The sequence below is a fragment of the Streptomyces bicolor genome, from assembly GCF_000719285.1.
Taxonomy (GTDB): Bacteria; Actinomycetota; Actinomycetes; order Streptomycetales; family Streptomycetaceae; genus Streptomyces; species Streptomyces bicolor.
On record NZ_JOFS01000009.1, the window covers coordinates 59,941 to 73,901 of the forward strand.

10 protein-coding genes are annotated in these 13,961 nt (G+C 71.1%); all 10 read right to left on the reverse strand.

Translation table 11 applies throughout. The features are described from left to right. Positions 1–49: 49 nt before the first annotated feature. The gene (locus tag IF78_RS0113415) at positions 50–1,630 is read right to left on the reverse strand and encodes a PP2C family protein-serine/threonine phosphatase (RefSeq protein ID WP_031476734.1); all 1,581 of its coding nucleotides are present in this window, start codon (positions 1,628–1,630) and stop codon (positions 50–52) included. A gap of 3 nt (positions 1,631–1,633) precedes the next feature. After that, positions 1,634–4,258 (reverse strand): serine/threonine-protein kinase, encoded by a 2,625-nt coding sequence (locus IF78_RS0113420; protein WP_031476736.1) that lies wholly within the window; start codon positions 4,256–4,258, stop codon positions 1,634–1,636. 22 nt (positions 4,259–4,280) lie between these two features. Next, positions 4,281–5,612, reverse strand: a complete 1,332-nt coding sequence (locus IF78_RS0113425; protein ID WP_031476738.1) for a coiled-coil domain-containing protein — start codon at positions 5,610–5,612, stop codon at positions 4,281–4,283. Positions 5,613–5,707: 95 nt separating this feature from the next. Next, positions 5,708–6,829, reverse strand: coding sequence for a glutamate ABC transporter substrate-binding protein (locus IF78_RS0113430; protein WP_078662429.1), 1,122 nt, complete (start codon positions 6,827–6,829; stop codon positions 5,708–5,710). Positions 6,830–6,843: 14 nt separating this feature from the next. Next, the gene (locus tag IF78_RS0113435) at positions 6,844–8,280 is read right to left on the reverse strand and encodes a hypothetical protein (protein ID WP_031476740.1); all 1,437 of its coding nucleotides are present in this window, start codon (positions 8,278–8,280) and stop codon (positions 6,844–6,846) included. 213 nt (positions 8,281–8,493) lie between these two features. Then, positions 8,494–9,465, reverse strand: a complete 972-nt coding sequence (locus IF78_RS0113440) for an N-acetylglucosamine kinase (protein ID WP_031476742.1) — start codon at positions 9,463–9,465, stop codon at positions 8,494–8,496. Beyond that, positions 9,456–10,721 carry a 6-phospho-beta-glucosidase gene (locus IF78_RS0113445; RefSeq protein ID WP_031476744.1) on the reverse strand — a complete coding sequence of 422 codons (1,266 nt, stop codon included), beginning with the start codon at positions 10,719–10,721 and terminating at the stop codon, positions 9,456–9,458. The genes IF78_RS0113440 and IF78_RS0113445 overlap by 10 nt, the downstream gene beginning before the upstream one ends. A 7-nt stretch (positions 10,722–10,728) precedes the next feature. Further along, positions 10,729–11,619, reverse strand: a complete 891-nt coding sequence (locus IF78_RS0113450) for a carbohydrate ABC transporter permease (protein ID WP_031476745.1) — start codon at positions 11,617–11,619, stop codon at positions 10,729–10,731. A 2-nt stretch (positions 11,620–11,621) separates the two neighbouring features. Continuing rightward, on the reverse strand, positions 11,622–12,563 hold the full coding sequence (locus IF78_RS0113455) for a carbohydrate ABC transporter permease (protein WP_031476747.1): 942 nt from the start codon (positions 12,561–12,563) through the stop codon (positions 11,622–11,624). Positions 12,564–12,571: 8 nt separating this feature from the next. Further along, positions 12,572–13,933: an ABC transporter substrate-binding protein gene (locus IF78_RS0113460; RefSeq protein ID WP_078662430.1), complete on the reverse strand. Its 1,362-nt coding sequence runs from the start codon at positions 13,931–13,933 to the stop codon at positions 12,572–12,574. Positions 13,934–13,961 lie beyond the last annotated feature (28 nt).

Below are 13,961 nucleotides of genomic sequence, written 5' to 3' on the forward strand. Positions count from 1 at the left end.
ACGGACCGGTCCCCTCCGGTCCGTTGAGACCCCGCCCCGCGGTGCGGCCTCAGGCCGATCCTGCCCCCATCGGCGGCGCGGGGAACGGCAGGACGGCCACTGTTACGTTGTCGTGGCCCCCGCCGTCGAGCGCGTGACCGACCAGGACCTGGGCACTGTGCAGGGGGCGCGCGGCGGCGTCGAGGGGCACGACGTCGGCCATGTCCTCGGCCGCCTCCGCGTAGTTCCACAGCCCGTCCGTGCACACCACCACTACACCCGGGCGGTCCGGCTTGAAGGAAGCGGTGTGCGGCTCCAGTTCGTACGCGTCCGCGCCGAGCCAGCCCGTGATGGCGTGGGCGCGCTCGTCGGCGTACGCCTCGGCCTCGTTCATCAGGCCCGCGGCGACCATCTGCGCGGCCCAGGAGTCGTCCTCGGTGAGCCGGGCCGGGGGAGTGCTGCGGTCCGCCGGCACCCAGTAGGCGCGGCTGTCGCCCACCCAGCCGACGATCAGCAGTTCGGGAGTCACCACGGAGCCGACGATCGTGCAGGCGGGGGCGTTCTGGTGCGGGGCGTGCTCGCGGGCCGTGGCCGGTTCGCCCGCGAGCGCGTTGACCGCGTTCGCGGCGGCGACGATCGCCTCGTGCATCGCCTGCTGCGGGTGGGTGCCGCGCGGCAGGGCGGTCAGCAGCGACTCGCTCGCGGCCCGGGAGGCGGCCATCGATGCGGCGTCGGGGCGGGTCGCCGAGGACACGCCGTCGCAGACGATCGCCAGGACGGCGGGCCGGCCGTCGGGCAGCGCGGTGCAGCCGACGGCGAACGCGTCCTCGTTGCGGTGGTGGCGCAGACCGCGGTCGCTGACGGCGGCGACCGGGCCCACGTCCTGCTCCATGTGGTCGCGCTCGCGCGGCTGCGCGTGCCCGCAGTTCTCGCAGTACCCGTCGTGGTCGACCCGGCCCGCGCGGCAGGCCACGCACACCTTGGTGCCCTCGCGCGGGGTCGGCAGGTCGGGGGCGATGCGGGGGTCGGGCGCCTGCAACGGGTACTCCTCGGGCTCCGGCGGACGGTCGAACCGGACGCCGGACGCCGGGGAGTCGGGGGAGCCGGTCGGGGTGGGCGGACCGGCGGGCGCGGGCTGCGGGTGCGCGCCGTCCGGCACGCCGGCGCCCGGGGCCGGGAAGGCGAAGCCGGGCGCGGCGTGGTGGCCGGGAGCCGGCAGGCCGTGGTCGGTGGCGGCCGGGGAGCCCGGTGAGCCGGGCATGTCGCCCTGGTTGCCCTGAGCCGGGGCGACGGGCGCCGCTTGGGGACCGCTCATCGCCGGGGGTGCCGGTGGGGCGGGCGGCGGTGACAGCGGGGGCGGGGGTGTGCCCGGGGGCAGTTCGTGGCCGCCGGAGTCCCTGCCCTGAAGATCCGCCGGCAGATGCGTGGCCGCCGGGGCGGCGGTGCCGTCCGGCGCTGCGGCGACAGGCCAGTCCGTGCCCGGCGCGCCGGCAGGGGGCGCCGTCGAGCCGTTCATGGCGATGGTCGGGTTGTCGTCCGGCCGTACGGGCACGGCGGACAGGTCGTATCCGCACGCACCGCAGAAACGGTCACCTGACTCGAGCGGCCATTCGCAGCTCGGGCAGGCGGACAACTGGGGCATCTGCGACATCAACTACACCCACGTCCGGGGGCGGTAACGGTTGGCACGTTCCACCAGGTCGATCCTCTCCTCGCCGCCCCGCGCGAGCCGGGCCAGCGTGCGGTACGAACGCTCCAGGCCGAAACGCAGTCCCCGCTCGTCCAGGCCGCTGCCGAGCAGCGTCCGTCCTCCGGCGGCAGGTGGGGCGGAACCCTGGCCACCGGAGAGTATCCAGTCCAGCGCGCAACCGAGGACTTCCGCCGACAACTGCTCCCGGCGCGCCGGATCCAGACCGTACGCGTCCAGCGCCTCGACCTGGCTCGCGGCGGCGGTCAGGTCCTCCAGGAACGGTACGTCGGCGGCGGCCGCCGTGCGCCCACGCAGCCGCGCGCGGACGGCCGCCACGCGGGCGGCCGTGTAGTGAATGGAGCTTTCCGGAACCGACTCCAGGGTCCGTACGGCGTCGTGGCGGTCGCCGCTCGCGAGCTGGACGCGGGCCAGACCGAAGGCGGCGCTCACATAGCTCGGGTCGGTCGACCACACCAGCCGGTAGTACTCGGCGGCGTTGTCCAGCTGGCCCAGCACCTCCGCACACATGCCGAGGGCCAGCTTCGGGGCCGGCTCGCCGGGGAAGGCGTCGTAGATCGCGTCGAAGGCGAGCGCGGCGCCCTCGTGGTCGCCGGTGACGAGGGCGGCCACACCGCGGTACCAGACGACCCGCCAGTCGTCGGGCCGTTCGTCCTCCAGCTTCAGCAGCGTCTCGTGCGCGGTGCCGGTGTCGCCGTTCTCCAGCCAGGCGCGCACCTGCCGCAGCCGCGTCTCGGTCGACGGCGCCGACGCGGCGGCGAGGGCGCCGAGCAGCTCGGCCGGGGCGGTGGTCATCAGGCCCGCGAGGAAACCGGCGTTGGGGTCGGAAGGGTCCACGTGCGGGACGGGGAGCGCGAGGGCGGCCGCCGGGGCGTTGACGCCCTTGACGAGGTTCGAAGCGGCCGTCAGGGCGTTCGCGGCTCCTGCGTCCGGCCGCTCGGCACGTCCGGTGCCGACGGCAGGCCGACCGGCGGACGAGACGGGCGCGGCGAAGGAGTCGGGCGCGGCGGGAGACGGCGGAGCGGCCGTCGGACCGGACGCGGCCGACGCCTTCCTACTCCGTACCGCCCGCGCCCCCAGCCGCGAGACATCCCCGTCCAGCTTCGGGAACAACTCCGTGTCCGTGACCCGTACCTCCGGCCCGAACAGCGTCGACAGCGACGGCCGCGCCCGCCCCGTCTGCAGGGACACGACCTCGCGCAGCACACCCGTCAGCTGCTCCGCCATCTCCTGGGCGGAGGCGAAGCGGCGGGCCGGGTCGGGGTCGGTGGCGCGGACCAGGAGGCGGTAGAAGGACTCGTACTGGCGGAAGACCTCGATGTTGTCGGGGTCGGGCAGGGAGTCGACGTAGACGTTGGTGTAGCCCTGGAAGTCGAAGGTCAGGACGGCGAGCGTGCGGGCGACCGTGTAGAGGTCGGACGCCACCGACGGGCCCACGTCCGCGACCTCCGGCGCCTGGTAGCCCACCGTGCCGTAGATGGCCGACTCGTCGTCGTCCATCCTGCGCACCGCGCCCATGTCGATCAGCTTGAGCTGGTCCTCGGTCTGGATGGCGTTGTCGACCTTGAAGTCGCAGTAGAGGAGGTTCCGGCTGTGCAGATGGCCGAGGGCCTCCAGCGCCTCGATGCCGTACGCGCACGCCTGCTCCACGGGGAGCGGGTCCCGCCTGCCCTCGGGAGTGCGGCGGCCGTTGGCGATCTCCTTGAGCGACTTGCCGCCGACGTACTCCATGACGATGTAGCCGTCGAGGGAGCCGGTGCGCTTGTCGAGGTGCTCGACGAAGTTGTAGATCCGCACGATGTTGGCGTGCTCGATCTCCGCGAGGAAGCGCCGCTCGGAGATCGCCGCCGCCATCGCGTCCTGGTCGCCGGTGTCGAGCAGGCCCTTGAGCACCACCCAGCGGTCGGAGACCGCGCGGTCCACGGCGAGGTAGATCCAGCCCAGGCCGCCGTGCGCCAGACAGCCCACGACCTCGTACTGGCCGTGCACGATGTCCCCGGCCTTCAGCTTCGGGATGAAGGAGTACGGGTGACCGCACTTCGTGCAGAAGCCCTCCGTACGGCCGGGGCGGTCGCCGCGGGCCCGGCCGACCGGGGCACCGCAGTCCGAGCGGGAGCAGAACCGCTTGCGCTCGGGCACCTCCGGGTTCTCCAGCACCATCGCGCGCGGGTCGGGGCGCGGGACGTCCGGGACCTGGACGAGGCCCGCGCCGAGCCTGCCGCGCCCGCTGGAGCCGGCGCCCGAGCCGGAGCTGCGCACCGACACCGAGCGGCCGGTGGTACGGCCCGACAGCGAGCGGGACAGCCGTCCCGACACCGAGCGCCGGGACTTCGACGACTGGGACGACGTACGGGAGCTGCCGCGGCTGGTGGGGCGGGAGCTGCCGCTGCCCGCCGAGCCGCGCGAGCCCTTGCCGCCGACCGTCACTCCGGTGGGCGGCGAGCCCACCGTGCCGGTCGCCGAGACGACCGGGGCGAGGCCGCAGGTGTCGCAGTACAGCTCGCCGCCACCCATGTCCTCGTACGTCCCGCCGCAGTCCGGGCGCTGGCAGGACTGCTGTGCCTGACTCATGACGACGACTCCCCCCTGTCCCTCATCCCTGCGGCCCCCCGCGGTCCTCGGGCCCGCGCGGCCCCGGCACGCGTGGGCCGCCGAGCAGTTCGGCGGCCGCCTGCTGGTAGCGCAGGACGGCCTGTTCGGCGACGCGCAGGTCACAGGGCGCGCTCCAGAGCATGCGGCGGGCCGCGTCGTAGCGCTCGATGAGGAACGGGTCCTCCGCGAGGCCGTGCCGGGCCACCTTCGCCTTGTACGCGTCGAGGCGGCCGCGCAGTTCGGCGCGGACCGCCAGGGGTGCGGTGACCGCGGTCAACGACTCGCGGGCGCGCAGCAGTTCGTCCTCCGCCTTCTGCTCCAGCGACTCCAGGAGCGGCGACAGACGGTGCCACTGGGCCTGTCGGCGGTACTCGGCGGCCGTCGCCAGCTGCTCCTGCAGCACGGTCGGCGGGCCGCTGACGACCGGCACCTCCGTGGCGGCGATCTTCGCCAGCACCTCGCCGCGCGCGGTGCGGGCCTCGGCGAGCGTACGGTCCGCGCGGGACAGCACGTCACGCAGCTTGACCAGACGCTGCTCGGCATCCTGGCGGACCGTCAGTACCGCGTCGATCTCACGGCGTACGTCTTCCAGGGCGCGCGCCTCGCGGTCGTAGACCGTGGTGTCCGGCCGGCCGCCGCCCGGCGCCGAACTCCCTTGCGTGGGCAGCCAGTACGCGAGCGGGTCGGAGACCACCTCCGCGCGCAGGTTGGTGAGCGTGCGTGTGATGCGCTCCAGGTCGTCGCCCGCCGGATGCTCGCCGGGGCGTACGCCGACGGAGTGCGCGAGCCTTCGCGTGCGCTGGAGCTCGGCGGCCAGTAAATCGATACGGGCGGGCAGCGCCGACCAGACCGCGTCGGCGGCGACGACCATGTCCAGCGAGGTCGCGTACAGCTCGTTCATCCGGTCCACGAGCGTGGTCAGGGTGAACTGTTCGCTGAGCTTGCCCGAACCGCCGTGCAGGGTGGGGGCGTTGGCGGTCGCGGCCGTCGATCCGGCCACCGTCACGGACTCGCCGCGCAGCAGCTCCGTCAGTTCCACCAGGTCGTCGCGGCTGGACCAGCGGCGCCGGGCCCTGATCTCGCGGGCGGAGCGCAACGCGTCGGTGTAGGCGTCGAAGTACGCCCACAGCAGCGTGATCGACGCCTCCGCGGTCGTCCAGCGCTCCTTGGTGACGCCCGTGAGCTCGGCGCCCTCGAGGAGTCTGCGGCCCGCGTGGTCCTGCAGGGCGAGGAGCGAGGTCTCGATCGCCTCGTGCTCCGCGCCGAGCCGCGCCAGCGCACGGTCCACCTCGTCCCGGTCCATCACCGGCCCGGCGGGGTCCGTGACGCCCATCGATCACCTCTCGCTGCGTTGTGTTCCGTCGTCTGCTGTCGTGTGCTGCCGTCTGCTGCCGTGTTCCGTCGTGACGTCCGTCAGTCGATGGTCCGTCACTTGTACCGGGCTTCGGGAGGAGTCGCCGACGCCGACTTCTTGTCGCCCTGGTCCATGGTGGGGTGCAGCCACTTCTCGTACGACGCCTCCCAGCCGCCGTCCTTGACGTAGTTCTCCAGGGTCCGGTTGACCTGGCGTACCAGATCGTCGGAGCCCAGTTTCATCGCCACGCCGTAGTACTCGTCGGTGAACAGGCCGCCCTTGAGTTCGACCGTGGGGTCCTGCGCGGCCTGACTCGCGGCGAGCGCGCCGTCGGTGACGACCGCGTCGACCTGGCCGAGCTGCAACTTCACCAGGCAGTCGAGCTGGTTGGGCACGGTGGTCCTGATGTCGGCGGAGTCCGGTAGGTCGCCGTTCTTCCTGCCCTCTTCGAGGTTGTCGTACGCGGTGGAGCCCTGCGCCGAGCACACCTTCTTCTCGGCCAGGGTCTTGTCGAAGCCGGTGATCGTCGAGGTCTTGGGGGCCAGGACCTGCTGGCCGGTCACGAAGTAGGGCGCCGAGAAGGCGACTTGCTCGATGCGGTCGCAGTTGATCGTCATGGTGCGGACCACCATGTCGACCTCGCCCTTCTGGATCGCCTCGATACGGCGGCTGGTCGGGATCGCCTTGAACCGCACCGCGTCGCGGTCGCCGAGGATGTCCTCGGCGATCCGGTGGACCAGGTCGATGTCGAAGCCCTCCAGCTCACCGGCCGGGTTGTTCGGGTCGAGGTAGCCCCAGCGGTAGCTGTTGGTGTCGACGCCGACGATCAGGCGCCGGTCCTTGCGGGCCTTGATGGCGTCCAGCGTGGGTGCCTTGCCGTCGCCGCCGGACGGCGACAGGCTCTGGTCCTGCGGGTTCTCGCAGTCGTCGGCCTTCACCTGGGTGGTGTGGGTGATGCCCTGGCCGCCGGTCGTCGTACCGGCGTCGTCTCCCCGCGGCTGGCTCAGGGGCAGCAGCAGGGCGAACGTCACCGCCAGGGCGCAGAGGAGGGCCATCGCGCCCACGCCGCCCCAGCCGCGCAGGCCGGTGCGCAGACGCCGCCACGGGCCGGCCGCGGGCCGGAGAACGACCGGGGCGTGGGCGGCTGCGTGCGTCGTCGTGCCGTGTGCGTGCGTCGTCGTGTCGCGTGCGTTCATCGTGGTGCCCCCTCTCACCGGTACTCCGACAGCCGGCGGCCGATGCCGAGGACCGCGCCGGTCGCGCCCAGGACCGCGAGGACCGCGGCGCCGGTCGGGAGGCCGGTCAGCGAGTCACGGCCGTCGCTCGCGGCCTGCTTGAACTCGTTCTGCTCGTGGGTGAGCGCCGTCGCCAGCGCCTTGTCGACGTTGTCGAAGCACACGCTGGTCGGCTCCTTCGCGGCGCCGATGACGCGGTCGCGGGCAGCCTGGTAGTTGCCGGAGTTGTTGTCGTCGCGGGCGAGGCTGTGGCGGTCCTTCCAGATCTTCATGAAGCCGTTCGCGTCCTGAACGGGCTTCTGACCCGCCGAGTCGTCGGCGAGGCCCTCCGCTCGGGCGAGAGCCTTGCCGAGCTCGTCGATCTGCTGGTCGTAGCCCCACTCGTAGGCGTCCACGACGGCACCGTCGTCGAGCGTCTTGGAGTCCGCGCCCCTTCGCACCAGGGTCATGTTCTCGTCGCTGCGGGCGGTCAGGGAGGCGATGCGGGCCTCGTGCAGGACGTTCAGGGAGCGGACGCCGTGCTCGTAGGAGTCGTTCAGGCCCGCCCGTGCCACCGTGTGGCTCACGGCGAGCCACAGCAGGACCACGCTGGCGGCGGCTGTCGCGGTGACGAGGCCGTGGTTGAGGACCCTGTTCGTGCGCTGGTAGTTGCGGCGCTGGGCCCAGGCCAGGGCGGCAAGGGCGAGGAGGCCGAGGCCGGCCGATGCCCAGGGGAAGGACTTCGCGTCCGCGTAGTCGGAGCGCAGACGCTGGTTCTCCGTCTGGTACAGCTCTTCGGCCGACGGCAGCATCTTCTGCTGCATCATCTCGTTCGCCGCGCGCAGGTACGCGCCGCCCACGGGGTAGCCCTGGCGGTTGTTGGCCCGCGCGGTCTCGACCAGGCCCTTGTACTCCGGCAGGAGCCTGCTGAGTTCAGCGATGGTGTTCGCCGAGGGGGAGCCCGGTTCGGAGTTGGCGGCGGCCTTGACGAGTTTCTCGGCGGCCGTGCGGATGTCCTTCTCGTAGCCCTCGCGCATGGCGGGCTTCTCCTGCAGGCCCGCGAGGTAGCCGCTGGCGGCCGCGGTGTTGGCGTCCGCCAGGGAGCGGTAGATGTCGGCCGCGTCGGAGCTGAGGGGCTGGCTGCGGTTGAGGACGTCGTCGGCCGCTGCGGCCCGCTCCGTCATCTGCCAGGCGGCCACGGCGCCGAAGGCGACGACGAAGAGGGCCAGCAGGGCGCCGATGATCCTCAGGCGGCCGGGTTCGGTGGTGGCGACGGCGCGGAGTTGGTCCAAACCCTCGGCGAAGGCCGTACGGCGGGGTTGGGCGGGGATGGCGGGGCGGCTGGGCTGTGGTGGTACGGACGGCATGGTGGGTGCGCCGGGGGCCGGGCTGTGTCCCGGTGGTGGTGCGCTGCTCGTCGGCGTCTGTGTCACTGTTGACCTCCCCCGTGGTCATCCCGTCGCCGCAAGTATCGCTGGCGGGACTGACATCCGCACCGGCCTTCACTGGATCTTGATCGGATCGCAGTGGAAGCGGCTGGGCAGGATCCCCCCCGCACCACCCCTGCCCATGAACACGCGGCGGGAATCGGTTCGGTTCCCCCTGGGGCCTGCGGGCCCCAGAGCCCCGCTGACGCGGACCGGCGTTCAGGGTTCGAAGTGGGTGCGTACCCGCTCGTGCACCTCCGCCACCGCCCCCACCCGGTCCAGGCCCAGCAGTGCCGCCCCCAGTACCGGGCTCGCCGTGACCACCCGCGGTACCGCCTTGGGGGCGCGGGACGTGAGGAGGTCACGGATTCCGTCGGTCAGTCGGGGGTGCCGGGCCGCCAGTACGCCCCCGCCCAGCAGTACCGGTGCCTCCTCCTCCAGTAGGTCGAGGCGGGTCAGGGCCACCGTGGCCATGGTCACCACCTCGTCGGCCAGGCGGTCCACGATGGCGCGGGCCACGGGGTCGCCGGACGTCGCCGTGGCGAACAGGACCGGCGTCAGTTCGTGGCGGCGGGCGTCGGGGATGTCCTGCAGGTGCAGGGCCTCGATCAGGGCGTACATGGTGGGCAGGCCGAAGTGGCCGGGGAGCGTTTGCGCCAACGCCGTGGCCACTCCGCGGCCGTCCTCCGCGCGGGCCGCGTGCCACAGCGCCTCCTCCGCCAGGCCCCAACCGCCGCCCCAGTCACCGGAGATACGGCCCAGCGCGGGGAAGCGGGCGGTACGGCCGTCGGGGCGCATGCCGACGCAGTTGATGCCGGCGCCGCAGACCACGGCGACCCCGCGAGGTTCCGGCACGCCCGCGCGCAGGATCGCGAAGGTGTCGTTGCGGACCTCGACGGTCGTGCCCCACGCGCGTGCGTGCAGCGCGGTCGCCAGGGTCTCCTCCTCCACCGGGAAGTCGGCGTTCGCCAGACAGGCCGAGACATGGTCGACGGAGGTCACCCCCGCCGCGGTGAAGGCCTGTTCCACCGCCTCGGCGAGGGTGTCCATCGCCGGCTGCACGCCCACCGCCGGCGGGCGGAAGCCGCCTCCGCGGGCGGTGGCCAGGACGGTTCCGTCGGCTGCCACCACCGCCACGTCGGTCTTGCTGTTGCCCGCGTCGACAGCGAGGACACGTGCGGTCATGCCCACGCGAGGTGCTCCCGGTTGTGTGCGATCAGCTGGTCGGTGAGGGCGTCGGCGTACGCGTACTGGCCGATGAGGGGGTGCGCGAGCAGGGTCCTGAACACCCGGTCGCGGCCGCCGCGCAGCGCCGCGTCCAGGGCCAGGTCCTCGTAGGCCGTGACGTTCGCCATCAGGCCCGCGTACAGGGGGTCCACGGCGGGCACCGGCAGCGGGGCCGGACCCGACGGCCCCACCGCCGCCTGCACCTCGATCACGGCGTCGTCGGGGAGGAAGGGCAGCGTTCCGTTGTTGTACGTGTTCACCACCTGGTAGGGGCTGCCCGCGCCGTTCAGCAGCGCTGCCGCCAGGTCCACCGCCGCCTCCGAGTAGTAGGCGCCGCCCCTCTTGGAGAGCAGGTCCGGCTTCCCGTCCAGGGCCGGGTCGGCGTACAGGTCCAGCAACTGCCGTTCCATTTCGGCCACTTGGGCGGCGCGTGACGGTTTGGTGCGCAGTTCCTCCACCACTTCGTCGTGGGCGTAGTAGTAGCGCAGGTAGTACGACGGGACCACGGCCAGGCGGTCCAGGAGGGTGCGGGGGAGGTGCAGGTCGGCGGCGATGGTGTCGCCGTGGTCCGTGAGGAGTTTCGGCAGGACGTTCTCGCCCTCGGGGCCGCCCAGGCGCACCCCGGTCTCCCAGGTGAGGTGGTTGAGCCCCACATGGTCGAGGTGGACGTCGGAGGGGGTGACGCCGAGCAGGGCCGCGAACTTGCGCTGGAAGCCGATCGCCACGTTGCACAGGCCGACCGCCTTGTGGCCCTCCTGGAGCAGGGCGCGGGTCACGATGCCGACCGGGTTGGTGAAGTCGATGATCCAGGCGGTGGGGTTGGTGCGACGGACGCGGTCCGCGATGTCCAGGACCACAGGGACCGTGCGCAGTGCCTTCGCCAGGCCGCCGGCGCCCGTCGTCTCCTGGCCCACGCAGCCGCATTCCAGGGGCCAGGTCTCGTCCTGTTCGCGGGCCGCCTGGCCGCCCACCCGGAGCTGGAGGAGGACCGCGTCGGCGCCGTCCACCGCCTCGTCCAGGTTCGTGGTGGTCGTGATCGTGCCGGGGTGGCCCTGGCGGGTGAGGATACGGCGGGCCAGGGCGCCGATCAGTTCCAGGCGGTCCGTCGCCGGGTCCATCAGGACCAGTTCCTCTATGGGCAGGGTGTCCCGGAGGCGGGCGAAGCCGTCGATGAGTTCGGGGGTGTAGGTCGAGCCTCCGCCGACCACGGTGAGTTTCATAGGTTGTTCAACCCTTTACTCCGGTGAGTGTGACGCCCTCTACGAACGCCTTCTGGGCGAAGAAGAACACGACGATCACGGGGGCCATGACCAGTACGGTCGCGGCCATGGTCAGGTTCCAGTCGGTGTGGTGCGCGCCCTTGAACGACTCCAGGCCGTAGGACAGGGTCCATGCGCCGGGGTTCTCGGACGCGTAGATCTGGGGGCCGAAGTAGTCGTTCCACGCGTAGAAGAACTGGAAGAGGGCCACCGCGGCTATGCCCGGTTTCGCCATGGGAAGGACGACTCGCAGGAGCGTGCGGAACTCGCCGCAGCCGTCCACCTTCGCCGCGTCCAGGTACTCGTTCGGGATCGTCGTCAGGAACTGGCGCAGGAGGAAGATCGAGAACGCGTCCCCGAACGCCATCGGGATGATCAGGGGCCAGAGGGTCCCCGAGAGGTCCAGTTGCTTCGCCCAGAACAGGTACATCGGGATGATGACCACCTGCGGCGGCAGCATCATCATCGAGATGACCAGCATCAGGGTCAGATTCCGGCCGCGGAAGCGGAACTTGGCGAGCGCGTACGCCACCGGGACGGACGACACCACGGTGAGGACCGTGCCCAGGCCGGCGTAGACGAGCGTGTTCTTCCACCAGGTCAGGAAGCCAGGTGTGTCGAAGACCTTGGTGTAGTTGCTCCACTCCCAGGTGTCCGGGACGAGGTCGCGGGTGAGCGCCTGCTGGTCGCTCATCAGGGAGGTCAGGACGACGAAGACGAAGGGCAGGGTGAAGAAGAGGGCGGCCGCGATGCCCAGGGAGTGGATCGCTATCCATTCCAGGAGCGCCTTGCGGCGGGCCGTGCGCTCGGCGACTGTTGGGGTTCCCAACTGAACCGGCTTTTCCAGCACTTGGGTCATGGTCAGTCACCTGCCTGGATCAGTCCGCCCCGGCGCCGCATCAGCAGCGCGGTGAACGCCATGGCGAGGGCGAACAGGACGAGCGCGACCACGCAGGCAGAGCCGTAGTCGAAGCGCTGGAAGCCGAGGTTGTAGACGAGCTGGGGGAGGGTCAGCGTGGACTTGTCCGGGTAGCCGGGCTCGAACTGCTGGCCGGAGCCGCCGATGATGCCGGAGGCGACCTTCCCGGCGACCAGCGGCTGCGTGTAGTACTGCATCGTCTGGATCACGCCCGTGACGACGGCGAACATCACGATCGGCGAGATGTTCGGCAGGGTGACGTACCGGAACCGCTGCCAGGCCGATGTGCCGTCCAGCTCGGCGGCCTCGTACTGCTCCTTCGGTACGTCGAGCAGCGCGGCCATGAAGATGACCATCAGGTCGCCCACCCCCCACAGCGCGAGCGCGGTGAGGGCCGGCTTGGACCAGGTGGGGTCCGTGAACCAGCCGGGCGTCGGCAGGCCCAGGCCGTCCAGGACCGAGTTGACCGGGCCGGTGCCGGGGTTGAGGAGGAAGACGAAGGCCAGCGTCGCGGCGACCGGCGGGGCGAGGTAGGGCAGGTAGAAGAGGGTGCGGAAGACACCCGTGCCGGTCTTGATCTTCGTGATGAGCAGGCCGATGCCGAGGCCGAACACGACCCGGCAGCTCACCATCACCAGCACCAGCCAGAGCGTGTTGCGCAGGGCCGGCCAGAACAGGGGGTAGTCGTTGAAGACGTAGGCCCAGTTGCCCAGGCCGCGGAACGCCGGTGTGCCGAAGCCGTCGTACTTCATCAGGGAGAAGTACACGGTGGACACCAGCGGATAGGCGAAGAAGACGCCGAACCCGATGAGCCACGGTGACAGGAAGGCCACCGTTCGAAGCGCCGACCTGCGGCGCTTCGCGCGGAGAGTGTGCGTGGGCATCGACGGCGCTACTTCGCCTGCTCGATGTCGGTGTCGATCTGCTCGGCGGTCTTCTCCAGACCGGCCTTGAGGTCCGTCACCTTGCCGGACTCGTACTGGTAGCCGAAGTCCTGCAGCGTCGTCTGGTACGTGGAGCCGTTGACGGAGGCCGGCGGGGTGTTCGAGTGCGGGTTCTGGGCGATGTCCAGGAACGTCTTGAAGCCGGGGTCCACCTTGAGGTCGGGCGACTTCAGGGCGGCGAACGTGGAGGGCACGTTGTGGATGGCGTTGGCGAAGGAGACGACGGCTTCGGTGTCGGTCGTCAGGTACTTCACCAGTTCCCAGGCCGCGTTCTGCTTCTCGCTCTGCGGGTCGATGCCGATGATCGTGCCGGAGAGGAAGCCCTTGCCGTACTCGTCGGCCTCGTCGTCGGCGACGGGCATCGGGGCGGTGCCGATCTCGAAGTCGACGCCGGCGTCCTTCGCCATGCCGAGGCGCCACTCGCCGTCGAGCTGCATGGCCACCTGGCCGGTCTGGAACGGGTGCTTGGCGCCCCACTCGTCGCCGAAGGTGTTGCGGTACTTCTCCAGCTTCTGGAAGCCGCCGAGGTCGTCGATGAGCTTCTTCTGGTACGTGAACATCTCGGCGAAGGCCGGGTCCTTGGCGATGTTCGACTTGCCGTCCTTGTCGAAGTAGGCGTGGTCCCACTGGGACATGTAGTGGTCCACGACCGTCTCGTAGCCGTGGTACGTCGGCATGAAACCGAGCTGCTGGTAACTGTCACCCTTGCTTACGGTCAGCTTCTCGGCGACCTTCGCGAACTCCGACCAGGTCTTCGGCGGGGACTTGATGCCGGCCTTGTCGAAGGCGTCCTTGTTGTAGTAGAGGCCGTACGCGTCGCCCAGCAGGGGCAGGGCGCAGCGGGTGCCCTCGAACTGGGTGTAGTCCAGCATCGGCTTCGGGATCAGCTTGTCGAGGTCGAGCTTCGACTTCTCGATGAAGGGCTTCAGGTCGAGGAAGGCGCCGGAGGAGCAGAACTTGCCGATGTTGGAGGTCGTGAACGACGACACCACGTCCGGCCCGTTCGAACCGCCCGCGCGCAGCGCCTGGTTGAGCTTGTCGTCGTTGATGTTGCCGACGACCTTCACCGTGATGTTCGGGTGGGCCTTCTCGAAGCGGTCGACGTTCTCCTGGATCGCCTTGGCCTCGGCGGGCGCGCTCCAGCCGTGCCAGAAGGTGATCGTCGTCCTGGCGTTGGGGTCGTCGGTGGCGCCGGACTCCGACTGGCCGGTACAGGCCGTGGCGAGCAGGGCCAGGGAGGCGGTGGCGGCGAGGGCGGCGGCCGTCCTACGGGGCGCTGAGGGTATGACGTTCTTGGACTTTCCGGACATGGCGAGGTCTCCCAAGGGCGGGACAGGG

What these genes read in the sequence shown, in the direction of transcription:
- IF78_RS0113415 (WP_031476734.1), bottom strand. Translation starts at nt 1,630, where the DNA reads ATGTCGCAGATGCCCCAGTTGTCCGCCTGCCCGAGCTGCGAATGGCCG.
- IF78_RS0113420 (WP_031476736.1), bottom strand. Translation starts at nt 4,258, where the DNA reads ATGAGTCAGGCACAGCAGTCCTGCCAGCGCCCGGACTGCGGCGGGACG.
- IF78_RS0113425 (WP_031476738.1), bottom strand. Translation starts at nt 5,612, where the DNA reads ATGGGCGTCACGGACCCCGCCGGGCCGGTGATGGACCGGGACGAGGTG.
- IF78_RS0113430 (WP_078662429.1), bottom strand. Translation starts at nt 6,829, where the DNA reads ATGAACGCACGCGACACGACGACGCACGCACACGGCACGACGACGCAC.
- IF78_RS0113445 (WP_031476744.1), bottom strand. Translation starts at nt 10,721, where the DNA reads ATGAAACTCACCGTGGTCGGCGGAGGCTCGACCTACACCCCCGAACTC.
- IF78_RS0113450 (WP_031476745.1), bottom strand. Translation starts at nt 11,619, where the DNA reads ATGACCCAAGTGCTGGAAAAGCCGGTTCAGTTGGGAACCCCAACAGTC.
- IF78_RS0113455 (WP_031476747.1), bottom strand. Translation starts at nt 12,563, where the DNA reads ATGCCCACGCACACTCTCCGCGCGAAGCGCCGCAGGTCGGCGCTTCGA.
- IF78_RS0113460 (WP_078662430.1), bottom strand. Translation starts at nt 13,933, where the DNA reads ATGTCCGGAAAGTCCAAGAACGTCATACCCTCAGCGCCCCGTAGGACG.